The sequence below is a fragment of the Rathayibacter sp. AY1A5 genome (assembly GCF_002930875.1).
In the GTDB taxonomy this organism is placed as follows: domain Bacteria; phylum Actinomycetota; class Actinomycetes; order Actinomycetales; family Microbacteriaceae; genus Rathayibacter.
Genome location: NZ_PSTM01000001.1, coordinates 254,126 through 269,910 on the forward strand (window position 1 = coordinate 254,126; position 15,785 = coordinate 269,910).

Below are 15,785 nucleotides of genomic sequence, written 5' to 3' on the forward strand. Positions count from 1 at the left end.
CCGTGGGATCCGAGGATCCCCGGGCCGGGCGCGTCCCTGCAGGGCACCGGGGCGTAGCGTGGACGGGTGAGCATCCTCGACGACGCGCTCCTCGAGCGCTTCCGCACCCGCGCGGCCGACTACGACGAGCGCAACGCGTTCTGCGCGGACGACCTGGAGGAGCTGCGCTCGATCGGGTACCTGGCGCTGCTCGTCCCCGAGGAGCTCGGCGGTGCCGGCCTCGGCCTGGAGCAGGCGGCCGCCGAGCAGACGCGCCTCGCGACGGCCGCGCCCGCGACCGCGCTCGCCGTCAACATGCACCTGGTCTGGACCGGGATCGCGCGACTCCTGCTCGAGCGGGGCGACGACTCCCTCCGCTCGGTCCTCGTCGACGCCGCGGCGGGTCACGTCTTCGCCTTCGGCAACAGCGAGGCGGGCAACGACCTGGTGCTCTCGGACTCACTGACGCGGGCGGAGCCGCTCGGGGACGGCGGCTACCGCTTCACCGGAACGAAGGTCTTCACCTCCCTCGCGCCCGCCTGGACGCGGCTCGGCGTGTTCGGCCGCGACGACAGCGGGTCGGAGCCACGGCTCGTGCACGGCTTCGTGCACCGTGAGAGCCCGGAGTCTCCGGTCGCCGGGCTCGAGGTCCGCGACGACTGGGACACACTCGGCATGCGGGCGACCCAGAGCCGCACGACGGTGCTCGACGGCGTCGAGGTCCCGGCCGAGCGGATGATCCGCTCGCTGCCCGTCGGACCGACCGCCGACCCCTTCGTCTTCGCCGTCTTCGCGGCCTTCGAGCTGCTGATCTCCTCGGTCTACCTCGGTGTCGCGCAGCGCGCGCTCGACCTCGCCGTCGCCTCCGTCCGCCGACGGACCTCCCTCCGGGCGGGAGGGCGGCCACTGGCGGAGGACCCCGAGGTGCGGCACCGGGTGGCTGAGACCGGGATGCTGCTCGACGGGCTCGAGGCGCCCCTGCGCACGGCGGCGGCCGACGTGGACGCGCTCGTCGACCGCGGTGCGCGCTGGTTCCCCTCGCTGGTCGGGGTGAAGATCCGCACCACGGAAGGAGCGCTCCGCGTGGTCGAGAGCGCCGTCCGGATCGCGGGCGGCTCGGCGTACCAGCGCCGGTCGGAGCTCGGTCGCCTCTACCGAGACGTGCTCGCCGGGCAGTTCCACCCCTCCGACGACGCGTCGGCGCACGGCGCCTGGGCGTCGCTCCTGCTGGGACCGCTGCCGCCGCACGACTGAGGCCGGGATGGGACCCGCCGCCGCCCGAGCACGCCGGCGGGCCGCCCTGTGGAGAACTCCGACGCCCCGAGGGCGTCGCCCCCTAGTCTCGGCGGATGCTCCGCGGATCTCTGCTCGACCGGGCCGCCCTGCTCCTCGGCGCCCTGGTGCTCCTCCTGATCGGGGCCCCGCACCTCGATCGGGCGCCCGGCCTCGTCCCGGTGGCGCTCGCGAGCGTGCCGCTGGTGCTGTCGGACGTGCGCGGGCACCGGCTCCCGAACGCGGTCACGCTCCCGCTGCTGGTGGTCGGAGCCGTCCTCGCGCCCACGGCGGGGACGCTTCTCGCCGTCCTCGCGACGGTGCTGTGCCTGGGCGTGCTGCATGCGGCGGGCGGGCTGGGCCTCGGCGACGTGAAGCTCCAGGCGGCCCTCGCACCGCCGCTCGCGGCTCTCGGACCCGAGCAGGTCGTCGCCGCGCCCGCTGTCGGCTTCGCGGTGGCAGGGCTGTGGGTGCTCGTGCTGCGCGTCCGCGGACGGGTCGCGTTCGGACCGTTCCTGCTCACGGGGTTCTGGCTGGTGCTCTGACGGCCCGCCTCCGCGCCGAGCGCAGGGACGGGCCGTCGGAGGGCCGGGCTCAGCCGGGGTGGGTCATCGACATGACGTCGAGGGCGCTGTCGAGCTGCTCCTCCGTCACCTCGCCGCGCTCGACGAAGCCGAGGTCCACGACCGACTCGCGGACGGTGATCCCCTTGGCGACCGAGTTCTTCGCGACCTTGGCGGCGGCCTCGTAGCCGATCACCTTGTTGAGCGGGGTGACGATCGAGGGTGAGGACTCGGCGAGGGCGCGGGCGTGCTCGACGTCGGCCTCGAGGCCGTCGACGGTCTTGTCGGCGAGCAGCACGGCGGAGTTCGCGAGCAGGCGGATCGACTCCAGCAGCGCCGTCCCCATGACGGGGATCGCGACGTTGAGCTCGAAGGCGCCCGAGGCGCCCGCCCAGGCGATGGTGGCGTCGTTGCCGATCACGCGCGCGCAGACCATGAGGACGGCCTCTGGGATCACCGGGTTCACCTTGCCGGGCATGATCGAGGATCCGGGCTGGAGGTCGGGGATCCGCAGCTCTCCGAGGCCGGTGTTGGGGCCGGAGCCCATCCAGCGGAGGTCGTTGTTGATCTTGGTCAGGCTCACCGCGAGCACGCGCAGCGCTCCGGAGGCCTCGACCAGCGAGTCCCGCGCGCCCTGGGCCTCGAAGTGGTTGCGGGCTTCGGTGACGGGCAGGCCCGTCTCCTCCGCGAGGCGTGCGATGACCTTCTGCGGGAATCCGGCGGGGGTGTTGATCCCGGTGCCGACCGCGGTGCCGCCGAGCGGGACCTCGGCGACGCGGGGGAGCGCCGACTGCACGCGCTCGATGCCGAGGCGGATCTGCGCGGCGTAGCCGCCGAACTCCTGGCCGAGCGTGACGGGGGTGGCGTCCATCAGGTGGGTGCGGCCGGCCTTGACGACCTCGGCCCACTGCTCCGCCTTGACCTCGAGCGACTCGGCGAGCTGCTCGAGCGAGGGGATCAGCGACTCGATGAGCGCGCCGGTGACGGCGACGTGGACCGAGGTGGGGAACACGTCGTTGGAGGACTGCGAGGCGTTGACGTGGTCGTTCGGGTGCACGGTGCGTCCGAGGGCCGTGGTCGCCAGCGAGCCCAGCACCTCGTTCATGTTCATGTTCGAGGACGTGCCCGAGCCGGTCTGGTACACGTCGATCGGGAAGTGCGCGTCGTAGCCGCCCCCGACGACGAGGTCGGCCGCGTCGGCGATCGCCGTGGCGATGTCGGCGTCGAGCACGCCCAGCTCGGCGTTGGCCAGCGCCGCCGCCTTCTTGATGCGCGCGAGGGCCGCGATCTGGGCCGGCTCGAGCCCCGCACCCGAGATCGGGAAGTTCTCGACCGCCCGCTGGGTCTGCGCGGCGTAGAGGGCGTCGCGGGGGACCCGCACCTCGCCCATCGTGTCGTGCTCGATGCGGAAGTCGCCGGAGTCGTCGGTCGGGGAGTGATCCACCACGCTGTGTTCGTCCTTGTCTGATCGGTTGGTGCCGTGCTGTCCGGAGCCGCTCACGCGGGATCCGATCCCACCGCGCTCGGAGCGGCGGCGGAGGAGGCCGAGCCGGAGTCGCGCTCCAGCTCGGAGACGTAGGGGCTGAGCTCGGGCGGATCGATGCCGAGCACGACATCGGACATCACGGTGCCGTCCGAGAGCCGGTAGTTGGCGCCCACGAGGGCGAGCCGCCCGGTCGCGACAGCGTCGGCGATCAGCGGGGAGCGCTGGAGCAGCTCGGCGACCGTGTCGCGCAGGTGCTCGCGGCCGACGGCCAGCGCGTCGGTCGCCGACGGGTCGACGAGCACGCGGCCGTCCGGCTGAGCACCCACGAGGCGGCGCACCGCGGGGATGATCGGCTCGATCAGGTGCTCGATGTGCGGGGGGAGCCGCTCGGCGCCGGGCGCCTGCGACTGGATCGCCGCCCGGACCGCTCCGCACTCGTCGTGGCCGAGCACGAGCAGCACCTTCACGCCGAGAACGGCGACGCCGTACTCCAGCGAGCCGATGATGGAGTCGGCGATCACCTGGCCGGCGTTGCGGACGACGAAGAGGTCGCCGAGCCCCAGGTCGAAGATGATCTCGGCCGCGAGGCGGGAGTCGCTGCAGCCGAAGAGCGCGGCGAGCGGGGCCTGCGCGGCGGCGAGCTCGGCGCGGCGCTCGACGTCCTGGCGGGGGTGGCGGGGCTCGCCGGCGACGAAGCGCTGGTTGCCGCGGAGCATCTCCTTCCAGACCCACGCCGGCGGGCGGGACTCGCGGGGGACGGTGCTGCTGGTTCCGAGGCTCATCGAGACTTCTCCTGGCCGATCTGCGGGGTGATGGCGTCCACGACCCGGCGGATCTCGTCCGTCGGGGCCGTGCCGTAGACGAGGTAGGTGCTGGAGCCCTCCGTCGTCTCGAGTGCGTAGGGCGTGTTGCCGGTGTCGTCGCCGGAGTCGCGGTGGTCGTAGACGGTCCAGTCGCGGCCGTCGATCGTCTCGACGCCGGTCGCCGCCCGGCGGTCGAGCTGCGTCGCGACCCAGGCCGCGTCCGCGTCGAGCCCCTGGCTCAGGCCGATGTAGCCCGCCTTCGGGGTGATCAGGCCGACGTACCAGTAGTCGGTGCCGTTCTCGCGGCGGAGCTCGGCCGCGTTGGCCTTCCAGCCGTCGGGCAGGGAGGGCGCGGCGAGCGTCTGCTCCTCGCCCAGCTGGACCTGTGCGGCGACGCGGGGGACGTCGACCGAGGAGAGCTCCACGGTGTCGCCGCGGGGGACGAGCAGGACGATGAGCGCTACGGCGCCGACGGTCGCGAGCAGCGAGAAGACGAGGTTGTTGACCGTCTTGCGCTGACGGTAGAGCCGGGAGTTCTCGGCCTTGCGTGCGGCCGTCTCGGCCGCCGTCTCCGGGCGCCCGAGCTCGGCGACGACCCGCGCGGGCTTCGCGCGGCTCATCCGGCGGCCGCCCCTCCGGAGCGGGCCGCGTCCAGCCGGGCGCGTGCTCCGATCAGCCACTCCTCGCAGCGGGCGGCGAGGGCCTCGCCGCGCTCCCACAGGGCGAGCGAGCGCTCGAGGGTGGAGCTGCCCTGCTCGAGCTCGGAGACGACGCGGACGAGCTCGTCGCGCGCCTGCTCGTAGGAGAATCCCGAGACGTCGGAGTCGGTCGCCGGGGCGTCGGGGGAGTCGGGCATGGGTCTGATCCTATCGATCGGGGCTGAGGGGGACGGGTGGCGCGGCGGGCTCAGGACCGGCCGGCAGGATCGCCGGTGGGCCCCTCGGAGCGGGCGCCGACGGCCCCCTCCACGAGCGTGAGGACGAGTGCGCCGCCGACCGGCGCGTCGCCGGGTGCCCGGACGACGTGCCCGGCCGCGTTCTGGACGATTGCGTAGCCGCGGTCGAGGGTGTGCTGGGGGGAGAGGGCGCGCAGGTGGCCGTGCAGGCGCTCGACCTCGAGGTGCGCGCGCTCGAGGCGGCGGTCCACCAGCTCGGCGCCGCGCGCGACCCAGCGGGTCAGCTCCTCGGAGTGCCGGTCGACCAGCACGTGCGGCTGGGCGAGCACCGGCCGCGAGCGCAGCTGCGAGAGCCGGTCGATCTCGTGCGAGACGAGCCCGCTCACGCGGCCGGTCATCCGCAGCCGGGCCTGCTGCACGCGCAGCAGCTCGTCGGAGACGTCGGGCACGACCCTCTTCGCGGCGTCGGTGGGAGTGGAGGCGCGCAGGTCGGCGACGTCGTCGAGCAGCGGGCGGTCGGCCTCGTGGCCGATCGCGCTGACGACCGGAGTGGAGCAGGCGGCGACGGCGCGCACGAGCGCCTCGTCGCTGAAGCCGAGCAGGTTCTGGAAGTCGCCGCCTCCGCGGGCGATCACGATCACGTCGATGCTGTCGTCGGCCTCGAGGGTCCGCAGGGCCGAGAGCACCTCCGGGACCGTCCGGTCGCCCTGCACGGCCGAGTGGACCACCCGGAAGCGCACCGCCGGCCAGCGCAGCTGCGCGTTCCGCAGCACGTCCTTCTCGGCGTCCGAGTCCTTGCCGGTGATGAGGCCCACGCCGTGCGGGAGGAACGGCAGCGGCTTCTTGCGGGAGGCGTCGAACAGCCCCTCCGACGCGAGCTGCCGGCGGAGCCGCTCGAGCTTCTCCAGCAGATCGCCCAGGCCGACGTGGCGCATCTCGAAGACCTGCATCGAGAGCGTGCCGCCCTTGACCCAGTAGTTGGGCTTCACCAGCGCGATGACCCGATCGCCCTGCTTGAGGTCGGCCGGGAGGCGGCTCCGCACCGACGACCAGACGGTGAAGCCGACCGTCGCGTCTCCGGACAGGTCCTTCAGCTTCCCGTAGACGTTGCCGCCGGACGCGCCCCACTGGGTGATCTCGCCCTCGACCCACGCGGTCCCGAGGCGCTCGATCCAGCCCTTGATCTTGCTGGCGAGCAGGCCGACCGGCCAGGGTGCGTCGGCGGTGGGTGGGGCGTCGGTCATCGCTGCCTCTGCTCGGAGGGACGGGGGGAACGGGAGTGCCCTCCCGCGACGACAACGGTACGGGACGGGTCCGACACCGGGACGGCCCGGGCACAGGATGCACCACGTAGAATCAGGGGGTGAGCCAAGTCCCGATCAGCCTGCCCATGCCGCGCATGCCCCGCGCCACAGGGCGTCTGCGCGACGTCCCCGTCGAGGGCCGCAAGCGCGTCCTCCTCGCCGCGCCCCGCGGCTACTGCGCCGGAGTCGACCGCGCGGTCGTCGCCGTCGAGAAGGCCATCGAGCACTACGGTGCCCCGGTCTACGTGCGCAAGCAGATCGTGCACAACGTGCACGTCGTCTCCACGCTCGAGAGCCAGGGTGCCATCTTCGTCGACGAGGTCGACGAGGTGCCCGAGGGATCGCACATCGTCTTCAGCGCGCACGGCGTCTCACCGGCCGTCGTCCAGGGCGCGGCCGACCGCAGTCTCCAGGCGATCGACGCGACCTGCCCCCTGGTGACGAAGGTGCACCGCGAGGCCGTCCGCTTCGCGCGCGACGACTTCGAGATCCTCCTCATCGGCCACGAGGGCCACGAAGAGGTCGAGGGCACCGCGGGCGAGGCTCCCGATCACGTCACCCTCGTCGGCAGCCCCGACGACGTGCCGAACATCGTCGTGAAGGACCCGGACAAGGTCGTCTGGCTCTCGCAGACGACGCTCTCGGTCGACGAGACGATGGAGACGGTGCGCCGTCTCCGCGAGCGCTTCCCCAACCTGCAGGACCCGCCGAGCGACGACATCTGCTACGCCACGCAGAACCGCCAGGTCGCGATCAAGAAGGTCGCCGCGGGCGCCGAGCTGGTCATCGTCGTCGGCTCCGCGAACTCCTCCAACTCCGTGCGCCTCGTCGAGGTCGCCCTCGAGTACGGCGCGAAGGCCGCCTACCGGGTCGACTACGCGAGCGAGATCAAGCAGGAGTGGCTCGAGGGCATCCGCACCGTCGGCGTCACCAGCGGCGCCTCGGTGCCCGAGGTGCTCGTCCAGGAGGTCCTCGACGACCTCGCCGCCGCCGGGTACGGCGACGTCGAGGAGGTCAAGACGGCGGAGGAGGACCTGATGTTCTCGCTCCCCAAGGAGCTTCGCAAGGACGTCGCCGGCAAGCGCGACGCCCGTGGCGTCGGTGGACGCATCAGCGCGGGAGCGGGCGCCTAGAGCGTTCCGGCCCGGACACGGAAGAGGCCGCCCTCCCTCGGGAGCGGCGGCCTCTTCCGTGTGCGGTGGAACGGGGATCGACGCTAGACGTCGGTGCCGGCGCCGCCCTGCGAGCCCGACATGCGCGTGACGTACTCCGCGAACGTCGGGTCGCCCAGGATGGCGATCGCCGCGACGATCAGGGAGAGCAGCACGGTCGCCGCGATCCCGACGATCGGGACGAGCACGGCGCGCTTGCCGGCGCGGAGCCGCCGGATCGAGATCCACACCGCGAAGGCGACGATCAGCGACTGCGCGAGCGCCACCACGACGCCGAGGATCCGCGCGAGCTCCGGAGACGCGTAGGTGCCGATGCCCTGGGAGCGGTAGAGCTCCTGGAGGGTCGTCGCGAAGCTCGAGGGATCGAGCAGCGTCGGCACGGCGAAGAACACGCCGAGCGCGAGCAGCACGATCGTGAGCAGGCGGTCGACGGGATGCGCGACCGGCTTCGCGGCCGGAGCGGTCGCGGGCCTCGGATCGGTCTCCGACCCCCGCGGGTCGGGGACGACCACGGCGTCCTCCGGCGGCTGCCACGACCAGCCGGGCGGCGCGTACTCGCCGTACTGTGGCTCCGGACGCCTGTCGCCCGGCTGATCGTGTGCGTTCGTCACGGAGCGGTGCCCTACTTCCCGGAGTTCCCGGCCGAGCCGAGCTGACGGGTCGCCTCGGCGACGCGCGCGGCCATCGCGGTCTCGGCGATCTTGCCCCACGAGCGCGGGTCGTAGACCTTCTTGTTGCCGACCTCGCCGTCGACCTTGAGGAAGCCGTCATAGTTCTTCAGCACGGTGTCCGCGACGGAGCGGCTGAACGCGTACTGCGTGTCGGTGTCGATGTTCATCTTGACGACGCCGTTGCGGACCGCCTCGGCGATCTCCTCGTCGGTCGAGCCCGAGCCGCCGTGGAAGACGAGATCGAGGGGGAGCGCGCCGGTGCCGTACTTCGCCTGCAGGCCGTCCTGGATCTCGCGGAGCAGCTCCGGGCGCAGTCGGACGTTGCCCGGCTTGTAGACGCCGTGGACGTTGCCGAAGGTGAGGGCGGCCATGTAGCGTCCCTGCTCGCCGAAGCCGAGGGCCTCGACGGTCGCGATCGCGTCGTCGAGCGTGGTGTAGAGGTGCTCGTTGATGTCGTGCGAGACGCCGTCCTCCTCGCCGCCGACGACGCCGATCTCGACCTCGAGGATGGCGTTGATGTTCTTGACGCGCGGGAGGATCTCCTTCGCGATGGCGAGGTTCTCGTCGAGCGGGACCGCGGAGCCGTCCCACATGTGCGACTGGAAGAGCGGCTCGCGACCGGCCTTGACCTCCTCCTCGGAGGCGGCGATCAGCGGGTAGACGAAGCCCTCGAGCGCGTTCTGCGGGCAGTGGTCGGTGTGGAGCGCGACCGTGACCGGGTAGTTCTTGGCGACCTCGGTCGCGAACCTCGCGAAGGCGATCGCGCCGGCTGCACGGTTCTTCACGGTGTGGCCGGCGAAGTAGTCCGCGCCTCCGGTGGTGACCTGGATGATGCCGTCCGAGCCCGCCTCGGTGAGGCCCTGGAGGACCGCGTTGATCGTCTGCGACGACGAGACGTTGAACGCCGGGTAGGCGAAGCCGCCCGCCTTCGCCTTGTCGAGCATCTCTGCGTACTGGTCCGGGGTAGCGACGGGCATGGCATCTCCTTTGACGGATGAACGAAGGGGGGTCGGGCGAGGCCCGCGTCGCGGACGAGTCTAGCGAGGCGCCCCTCCGCGGTCCCTCCGCTCGTGGAGGGCCCTGGACTAGGCTTCGGGCAGGGATGGGGATCCGCTCGCGGGTCCTGCGACGACGTGCACGAACTCGACGACGAAGGACTCCGCTCTGTGATCGACAACGACTCGCTCTACCTCCACCCCGACCGCAACCTCGGCATGGAGCTCGTCCGCGCCACCGAGGCCGCCGCGATCCGCGCCGTGCCCTTCATCGGCAAGGGCGACAAGAACGCCGCCGACGGCGCAGCGGTCGACGCCATGCGCACCTTCCTCGGGACCGTGAACTTCGACGGAGTCGTCGTGATCGGCGAGGGCGAGAAGGACAACGCGCCCATGCTCTTCAACGGCGAGCACGTCGGCAACGGCTCGGGGCCCGCCGCCGACATCGCCGTCGACCCGATCGACGGCACCTCGCTGACCGCGGCCGGGCGCCAGAACGCGCTCTCGATGATCGCCGTCGCCGACCGCGGCGCGATGTTCGACCCCTCCGCCGTGTTCTACATGGAGAAGATCGTCACCGGGCCCGAGGGCGTCGGGATCATCGACATCCAGCGCCCGATCGGCGAGAACATCCGCGCCCTGGCCCGCGCCAAGCGCAAGCCCGTCGAGGAGATGCGCATCGCGGTGCTGGACCGCCCGCGCCACGCTCAGCTGATCGAGGACATCCGCGCGGCCGGAGCCGGCACGCGCCTCCTGCTCGACGGCGACGTCGCGGGCGGCATCAACGCCGCTCGCCACGACTCCCGACTCGACATGTGCGTCGGCACCGGAGGCACGCCCGAGGGCATCATCACGGCCTGCGCCATCCGCGCGCTCGGCGGAGTGATCCAGGGCATCCTCCGCCCGAAGGACGACGACGAGCGCCAGCGCGCCATCGACGCCGGCCACGACGTCGATCGCGTCCTCCACGCCAACGACCTCGTCCGCAGCGACAACACCTACTTCGTCGCGACCGGAGTGACGAACGGCGGGCTCGTGAAGGGCGTGCGCAAGGAGGGCCACGTCATCACGACGGAGTCCATCGTGCTGCGCTCCCGCTCGGGCACCATCCGCCGCGTGACCGCCCAGCACCTCGCGGAGAAGTGGGTCTAGGCCGTCACGCTCTCTCAGAGACGCCGCACTGCTGCCGAGGCGCCGCTCCGCTGACGGCGCACTCGTCGAGTGCGGCGGCGTCTCGGCGTGCAGGACGCGGAAGGACACCGGCCTCGGTCACCGAGGCGAGCGGGCGGGGCCGCGGCGGGTCTCGAGACGCCTCGCGGGCGCTCCTCCGCCGAGCCGCGGAGGCGGAGCGCCGTCGCGAGCCGCGGTCGTCCGGGTGTCGAGCCGGATGGACGGCGCCGCTCGCGCGCGGCCTGCGCGCCCCCGGTGATCGCTCAGCGTGGGACCGGGGACCCTACGCGCTCCGCTCGGACTCGTCCTCCGCGGCGAGCAGCTCGACGGCGGTGAGGCGGCGCGGCGAGGAGGCGACTCCTCCGACCGGGGTGATGACGCGCGACTCGTCGAGGGAGTCGAACTGGCGCGCGGTGACCAGCACGCGGCTCTCGAGCGAGCCGGCGAAGGCGTTGTAGGAGTCGACCGTCTTCTCGAGCGAGCGGCGCAGGCCCTCGGCGTGGTCGGCGAGGGTGCCGAGACGGGCGTAGAGCGTCTTGCCGAGGTCGAGCAGGCGCTTGGCGTCGTCGGTGAGCACGTCCTGCTGCCAGGTGTAGGCGACGGTCTTCAGCACCGACCACAGGGTCACGGGCGAGGCGAGGGCGACGCGCTTGCGGAACGCGTACTCGAGCAGGCTCGGGTCGGCGTCGAGCGCGCTCGCGAGCAGCGGCTCGCTCGGCACGAACGCGATGACGAACTCGGGGCTCGCCGGGAGACCGGTCCAGTAGGAGCGGGCGGCCAGCGCGTCCACATGGCCGCGGAGGGCGCGGACGTGCGCGCGCAGGAGCCCCGCGCGCCGCGCCTCCTCCTCTCCGCCGGCGCCCGCGGGGATCGCGCTCGCCTCCAGGTACGCGTCGAACGGCACCTTGGCGTCCACGGCGATCGCCTTGCCGCCGGGCAGGCGGACCACCATGTCGGCGCGGCCGCGGCCCGCCTCGCCCTCGAGCCCGAACTGCACGTCGAAGTCGACCCGCTGGGTGAGCCCGGCGGCCTCGACGACGTTCCGCAGCTGCGTCTCGCCCCAGGCGCCGCGGCTCGTGGTGGAGCGGAGCGCGGACGCGAGGGTCTCGGTCGTCGAGCGCAGCTGCTCGCCCGCCGCCCGCTGTCCCTCGAGCTGCTCGGTGATCGCCCCGAACTGTGCGGCGCGCTCGCGCTCGAGCCGGCCGACCGCCTCCTGCATGCCGCGCAGGCTCTCGGCGACGGGGGAGAGGGTCTGCAGGATGCGCGCGTCGTGCCGCTCGCGCTCGGCGACGACGCGCAGCTGCTCCTGGAGCTCGCGGATCTGGTCGCGGGCGGAGCCGAGGTGCTCGCGGTGCTGCTCGACGACGGCCTCGTGCCGCTCCTCCAGGCCCTCCGCGCGGGCGCGGGCCGTCGCGAGGTCGAGGGCGAGGGCGGCGTCGGGCGTGCGGGAGCGGGCGAGGAGGACGGCCACGACTCCCGCGAGGAGCGCACCGACCACCAGGCCGAGGACGAAGGAGAGATCCATGCCGCCGATGACACCACGCACCTCCGACATCGAGCGATCGACGCGCCACGACCACCGAACGAGGGCCAGGACGCCCTGCGACCGCCTCGTAGACTTCGCGATCATGGGGAATCACCACCGCTCATCGCGCCTGCTCACGGCCGCGCTCGCTCTCGCCGTCGGGCTCGGCACCGCCCTCGTCCCGATCACCTCCGCCTCCGCCGCCGAGGACGCGCCGTCGACCGTCTCGGTCGAGACCGGCGCTCTCGACGCGTCCCTCGACCGCGCCGACCTCGGCGTCCCGGACCAGTCGACGCAGTACAGCGCCGAGGAGACGAAGAGCTTCCGCGCCGGCTTCATCGTCAGCGACGCCCAGTTCTTCGACGGGGACGCGCTGAGCACCGGTCAGGTGCAGTCGCTCCTGAACGAGAAGGGCAGCCGGTGCTCCACCGCCGGCACCGCCCCCTGCCTCAAGAACTTCTCGCAGGCGACGCCGTCCAAGGCGGCGGACGCGATGTGCAGCGCCTACCAGGGCTCCGGCAGCGAGTCGTCGGCCTCGATCTTCACGCGCGTCGGCCTGGCCTGCGGCATCAACCCGCTCGCCCTGGTCGTGCTCGTGCAGAAGGAGCGGAGCCTCGTCACCGACACGACGCCGAGCCCCGAGGACTACGCCAAGGCGACCGGCTACAACTGCCCGGACACCGCGGCGTGCGACCCCGGCTCGGCGGGCTTCTTCACGCAGGTCTACAGCGCGGCCCGCCAGTTCAAGCGCTACGCCAACCCGCCCGGCTCCGGCTCGAACTTCACCACCTACGCTCCGGGCACGACGCCGAACGTCGCCTACTACCCGAGCACCGCGTGCGGCTCCTCGCCGGTCACCATCCGCAACCAGGCCACGGCCGACCTCTACTACTACACGCCGTACCAGCCCAACGACTACGCGCTCACCGGCTCCGGCAACGCGGCCTGCGCGACATACGGCAACATCAACTTCTGGTACCTCTTCAGCGACTGGAACCCGAACGGCACCCTGGCCAACGCCGGGATCGCCCCCGCGGGACGCGTCGACGCCCCGCGCATCTCGGGCAGCACGCTGAGCGTGTCCGGCTGGGCCGTCGACCCGACGACGCAGCAGGCCGCGCTGACCACGACGGTCACGGTGACCGGCCCCGACGGCACCCGCACGGTCCGCACGCAGACCGCGAACGGCGACCGCGGCGACATCCCGGGCGAGTACTCCGTCGCCGGCCGCGCCCACGGCTTCGGCGCCACCACGCCCGTCTCGGCACCCGGCACCTACCAGGTCTGCGTCTCCGCCGACTCCGTCGACTGGAACCGCTGGGTCGGCACGGGCGACTCCCGGGGCCCCGGCCGGAAGGATCTCGGCTGCTCGTCCGTGAGCACGTCGGCCGGGATCGACGTCTTGCGTCTGGCCGGCACCGACCGCCAGGGCACCGCCGTCGCGATCTCGAAGGCCGTCTTCGGCCCGAACGTCCCCGTCGTCTACATCGCGACCGGCGCGAACTTCCCCGACGCGCTGAGCGCCGCCCCGGTCGCGGCCAAGCAGAAGGGTCCGCTGCTCCTGGTCGACCGCGACTCGATGTCGCAGCCCGTTCGCGACGAGCTCAGCCGGCTCAAGCCGGCGAGGATCGTCGTGGTCGGCTCCGCACTGAGCGTCGGCGACGGCCTGCTGAACCAGCTGAGGTCCTACTCGCCGACGGTGGACCGCATCGGAGGGAAGGACCGCTACGACACGTCCAGGCTCATCATCCAGAGCGCGTTCCCGAGCGGCTCGTCGCGCGCCTGGCTCGCCACGGGCGAGAAGTTCCCCGACGCGCTCGGCGCGAGCGCCGCGGCCGGCTCCGTCGACGCACCCGTCGTCCTCGTGAACGGCACCGGCAGCACGGCCGACGCCGTGACGAAGGGCATCCTCTCGAAGCTCAAGGTGCAGAACCTCACCATCGCGGGCAGCCCCCTGTCGGTGAGCGAGGGGATCAAGAACTCGCTTCCGGTGCCGACGATCACCCGCATCGGCGGAGTCGACCGCTACGACACATCGGAGCAGCTGAACCGGGCCGCCTTCTCGAGGGCCGAGACCGTGTTCCTTGCGACGGGCGAGAACTTCCCCGACGCCCTCGCCGGAGCCACGGCGGCGGGCTACTCGAACAGCCCGCTGTTCGCCGTGCCGACGACCTGCGTGCCCCGCGCCGTCCTGACCGACATCGCGAAGTCGGGAGCTCACCGGGTCGTCCTCCTCGGCGGTCCCACCACCCTCTCGGAGGACGTCGCGCGGCTCACCCCCTGCGGCTGATCGCCCGCGACCCCGCCACTAGCGTGGAGGGATGACCCCGACCGCACCGTCCCCGACCGGCCTCCGACGCCGGCGGGGCGGTGCGGTCGCCGTCGTCGGGGCGCTGGTGGCGCTCCTGCTGGGAGGGTCCGTCGACGGCACGCGCCTCGCCGCGGTGCCGTCCGAGCCGCAGACCGTCCGGCTGTGGACCTTCCTCCAGCCGGGCCCCGTCGCGGCCGACTTCGACCCTGGCGACCTGATCTCCGACGAGGTCTTCTTCGACGGCGACGCGCTCGGACCGCTCACGGTGCAGGCGTTCCTCGACGCCCGCGTCCCCGACTGCGCGGGCGGGCCGGTGCCGTGCCTGCGCGACTACGCCGAGGACACCGCGGCGATCACGGCCGACGAGCAGTGCGACGCGCTGCCCGCCGGACGCGACGTCCCGGCCGCGGAGATCATCACCTCGGTCGCCGGCGCGTGCGACGTGAATCCGGCCGTCCTCCTGGTGCTGCTGCAGAAGGAGCAGTCGCTCGTGACCGATCCGGAGCCGAGCGAGCGGCAGTTCCGCAGTGCCACGGGCTACGGCTGCCCGGACACCGCCGACTGCGACACGGACTCCTACGGCTTCGCGGCGCAGGTGTACGGAGCGGCGTGGCAGTTCCAGCGCTACCGGAATCCGGACTCGAGCTTCGACTGGTACCCGGTCGGCGCGGCCGGCGACGTCCGCTACTCCCCGGACGAGTCCTGCGGCACCGCCCCGGTGACGATCGCCAACGCGGCCACGGCGGGTCTCTACTACTACACGCCGTACCAGCCGAACGCGGCGGCGCTCGCGAACCTCTACGGCGAGGGCGACGACTGCTCGGCCTACGGGAACCGGAACTTCTGGCGCATCTTCAGCACCTGGTTCGGCGACCCCCGCGGCTGAGCCGATCGTCTCGAGCAGGCTCGGCACGACGGACGTCAGGCGGCGACGGGAGCCTTCGGGCGCAGGCGCTTCACGGAGACGCCGGCCAGCTCGCCGAGCTCGGCCATGCTCGCGGCGCCGTGCCGCCGGGCCGCGTGCACGACGATCGCGGCGCACGCCTCGGCGTCGGCCGACGCGTCGTGGTGGCGGAAGTCCTCGAAGCCCGCGGCCATGGCGACGATGGGGAGGCGGTAGGAGTCGAGCTCGTACGTCTTGCGGGCGAGCTGCAGCGAGCAGAGGTAGTCGTACTCGGGGTGCTCGAGGGAGGTCGCCGCGCAGGCCGCGCGGATGACGCCCATGTCGAAGCCGGCGTTGTGCGCGACGAACACGTCCTCGCCGGCGAAGGCCGCCAGGTCGGCGAACTGGTCGACCCAGGAGGCGGCGGCGTGCACGTCGTGCTTGCGGATGCCGTGGATGCGCGTGTTCCACTCGAGGAAGTCGTCGTACCCCAGCGGCGGGCGGATGAGCCAGCCGGCGCGGTCGACGACGCGGCCGTCGCGGACCTTCACGAGCCCGACGGAGCAGGCGGAGGCCCCGTGCGAGTTGGCGGTCTCGAAGTCGATGGCGGTGAAGTCGATGGGCACGCTCCAGCCTCTCACGCACCTCCGACGCCGCCGGGAGCGTCGCGCGCGCGTCGCCCCGAGCGGGCGGGAGCACCCGCCGGCCGCGGGCGGGCGCCTCCCGTTCCTCCGCGCCCCGCCCGCGGCCGGCGGG

General features: G+C 72.7%; 15 protein-coding genes. 6 read left to right on the forward strand and 9 right to left on the reverse strand.

Annotated features, from left to right (window positions below; genetic code table 11):
* Nucleotides 1-66 precede the first annotated feature (66 nt).
* Together C5B98_RS01210 and C5B98_RS01215 are read left to right on the forward strand one after the other, a co-directional pair.
* Nucleotides 67-1,233, forward strand: coding sequence for an acyl-CoA dehydrogenase family protein (locus tag C5B98_RS01210; protein WP_104327155.1), 1,167 nt, complete (start codon nt 67-69; stop codon nt 1,231-1,233).
* Nucleotides 1,234-1,328: 95 nt separating this feature from the next.
* Nucleotides 1,329-1,796, forward strand: coding sequence for a prepilin peptidase (locus tag C5B98_RS01215; protein ID WP_104327156.1), 468 nt, complete (start codon nt 1,329-1,331; stop codon nt 1,794-1,796).
* Between the two features lie 49 nt (nt 1,797-1,845).
* On the opposite strand, the gene C5B98_RS01220 is transcribed toward C5B98_RS01215, so the two are convergent.
* Genes C5B98_RS01220 through xseA form a run of 5 tightly spaced genes read right to left on the reverse strand, consistent with a single transcriptional unit; the run spans nt 1,846 to nt 6,242 of the window.
* Nucleotides 1,846-3,261, reverse strand: coding sequence for an aspartate ammonia-lyase (locus tag C5B98_RS01220; RefSeq protein WP_104224420.1), 1,416 nt, complete (start codon nt 3,259-3,261; stop codon nt 1,846-1,848).
* A 50-nt stretch (nt 3,262-3,311) separates the two neighbouring features.
* Nucleotides 3,312-4,082: a carbonic anhydrase gene (locus tag C5B98_RS01225; RefSeq protein ID WP_208543312.1), complete on the reverse strand. Its 771-nt coding sequence runs from the start codon at nt 4,080-4,082 to the stop codon at nt 3,312-3,314.
* A complete protein-coding gene (locus tag C5B98_RS01230; RefSeq protein ID WP_104327157.1) occupies nt 4,079-4,723 on the reverse strand; it encodes a DUF4245 domain-containing protein in 645 nt (214 codons plus the stop codon). The genes C5B98_RS01225 and C5B98_RS01230 overlap by 4 nt, the downstream gene beginning before the upstream one ends.
* Nucleotides 4,720-4,959 carry an exodeoxyribonuclease VII small subunit gene (locus tag C5B98_RS01235; protein ID WP_104224418.1) on the reverse strand — a complete coding sequence of 80 codons (240 nt, stop codon included), beginning with the start codon at nt 4,957-4,959 and terminating at the stop codon, nt 4,720-4,722. The genes C5B98_RS01230 and C5B98_RS01235 overlap by 4 nt, the downstream gene beginning before the upstream one ends.
* Before the next feature lie 50 nt (nt 4,960-5,009).
* Nucleotides 5,010-6,242, reverse strand: coding sequence for an exodeoxyribonuclease VII large subunit (gene xseA / locus C5B98_RS01240; RefSeq protein ID WP_104327158.1), 1,233 nt, complete (start codon nt 6,240-6,242; stop codon nt 5,010-5,012).
* 146 nt (nt 6,243-6,388) lie between these two features.
* Between xseA and C5B98_RS01245 the strand changes: the two genes are divergently transcribed.
* The gene (locus tag C5B98_RS01245) at nt 6,389-7,435 is read left to right on the forward strand and encodes a 4-hydroxy-3-methylbut-2-enyl diphosphate reductase (RefSeq protein ID WP_104232760.1); all 1,047 of its coding nucleotides are present in this window, start codon (nt 6,389-6,391) and stop codon (nt 7,433-7,435) included.
* A gap of 83 nt (nt 7,436-7,518) precedes the next feature.
* Here the strand turns inward: C5B98_RS01245 and C5B98_RS01250 are convergent, their stop codons facing one another.
* Together C5B98_RS01250 and fbaA are read right to left on the reverse strand one after the other, a co-directional pair.
* Complete coding sequence (locus C5B98_RS01250) at nt 7,519-8,085, reverse strand: DUF6264 family protein (protein WP_146076852.1); 567 nt, start codon at nt 8,083-8,085, stop codon at nt 7,519-7,521.
* A gap of 11 nt (nt 8,086-8,096) precedes the next feature.
* Nucleotides 8,097-9,122, reverse strand: a complete 1,026-nt coding sequence (gene fbaA, locus C5B98_RS01255; protein ID WP_104327160.1) for a class II fructose-bisphosphate aldolase — start codon at nt 9,120-9,122, stop codon at nt 8,097-8,099.
* 237 nt (nt 9,123-9,359) lie between these two features.
* On the opposite strand from fbaA, the gene glpX reads away from it, so the two are divergent.
* Entirely contained in the window at nt 9,360-10,292 is a 933-nt protein-coding gene (gene glpX, locus C5B98_RS01260) for a class II fructose-bisphosphatase (protein WP_104225661.1), read from the forward strand.
* A 301-nt stretch (nt 10,293-10,593) separates the two neighbouring features.
* Here glpX and C5B98_RS01265 read toward each other — a convergent pair whose 3' ends face one another.
* Nucleotides 10,594-11,835, reverse strand: coding sequence for a DNA recombination protein RmuC (locus C5B98_RS01265; protein ID WP_219812256.1), 1,242 nt, complete (start codon nt 11,833-11,835; stop codon nt 10,594-10,596).
* Between the two features lie 103 nt (nt 11,836-11,938).
* Here C5B98_RS01265 and C5B98_RS01270 point away from each other — a divergent pair, with 103 nt between their 5' ends.
* Both C5B98_RS01270 and C5B98_RS01275 read left to right on the forward strand, forming a co-directional pair.
* Nucleotides 11,939-14,125, forward strand: a complete 2,187-nt coding sequence (locus tag C5B98_RS01270; RefSeq protein WP_146076853.1) for a cell wall-binding repeat-containing protein — start codon at nt 11,939-11,941, stop codon at nt 14,123-14,125.
* A 31-nt stretch (nt 14,126-14,156) separates the two neighbouring features.
* On the forward strand, nt 14,157-15,032 hold the full coding sequence (locus C5B98_RS01275; protein ID WP_104327162.1) for a hemagglutinin: 876 nt from the start codon (nt 14,157-14,159) through the stop codon (nt 15,030-15,032).
* A 35-nt stretch (nt 15,033-15,067) separates the two neighbouring features.
* On the opposite strand, the gene C5B98_RS01280 is transcribed toward C5B98_RS01275, so the two are convergent.
* Nucleotides 15,068-15,655 carry an exonuclease domain-containing protein gene (locus C5B98_RS01280; protein WP_104327163.1) on the reverse strand — a complete coding sequence of 196 codons (588 nt, stop codon included), beginning with the start codon at nt 15,653-15,655 and terminating at the stop codon, nt 15,068-15,070.
* Nucleotides 15,656-15,785 lie beyond the last annotated feature (130 nt).

Excerpts from the sequence above, each read along its gene's own strand:
- glpX (WP_104225661.1), top strand. The coding sequence starts at position 9,360 with ATGGAGCTCGTCCGCGCCACCGAGGCCGCCGCGATCCGCGCCGTGCCC.
- fbaA (WP_104327160.1), bottom strand. The coding sequence starts at position 9,122 with ATGCCCGTCGCTACCCCGGACCAGTACGCAGAGATGCTCGACAAGGCG.
- C5B98_RS01225 (WP_208543312.1), bottom strand. The coding sequence starts at position 4,082 with ATGAGCCTCGGAACCAGCAGCACCGTCCCCCGCGAGTCCCGCCCGCCG.
- xseA (WP_104327158.1), bottom strand. The coding sequence starts at position 6,242 with ATGACCGACGCCCCACCCACCGCCGACGCACCCTGGCCGGTCGGCCTG.
- C5B98_RS01270 (WP_146076853.1), top strand. The coding sequence starts at position 11,939 with ATGGGGAATCACCACCGCTCATCGCGCCTGCTCACGGCCGCGCTCGCT.
- C5B98_RS01245 (WP_104232760.1), top strand. The coding sequence starts at position 6,389 with ATGCCGCGCATGCCCCGCGCCACAGGGCGTCTGCGCGACGTCCCCGTC.
- C5B98_RS01275 (WP_104327162.1), top strand. The coding sequence starts at position 14,157 with ATGACCCCGACCGCACCGTCCCCGACCGGCCTCCGACGCCGGCGGGGC.
- C5B98_RS01230 (WP_104327157.1), bottom strand. The coding sequence starts at position 4,723 with ATGAGCCGCGCGAAGCCCGCGCGGGTCGTCGCCGAGCTCGGGCGCCCG.
- C5B98_RS01265 (WP_219812256.1), bottom strand. The coding sequence starts at position 11,835 with ATGGATCTCTCCTTCGTCCTCGGCCTGGTGGTCGGTGCGCTCCTCGCG.
- C5B98_RS01235 (WP_104224418.1), bottom strand. The coding sequence starts at position 4,959 with ATGCCCGACTCCCCCGACGCCCCGGCGACCGACTCCGACGTCTCGGGA.
- C5B98_RS01215 (WP_104327156.1), top strand. The coding sequence starts at position 1,329 with ATGCTCCGCGGATCTCTGCTCGACCGGGCCGCCCTGCTCCTCGGCGCC.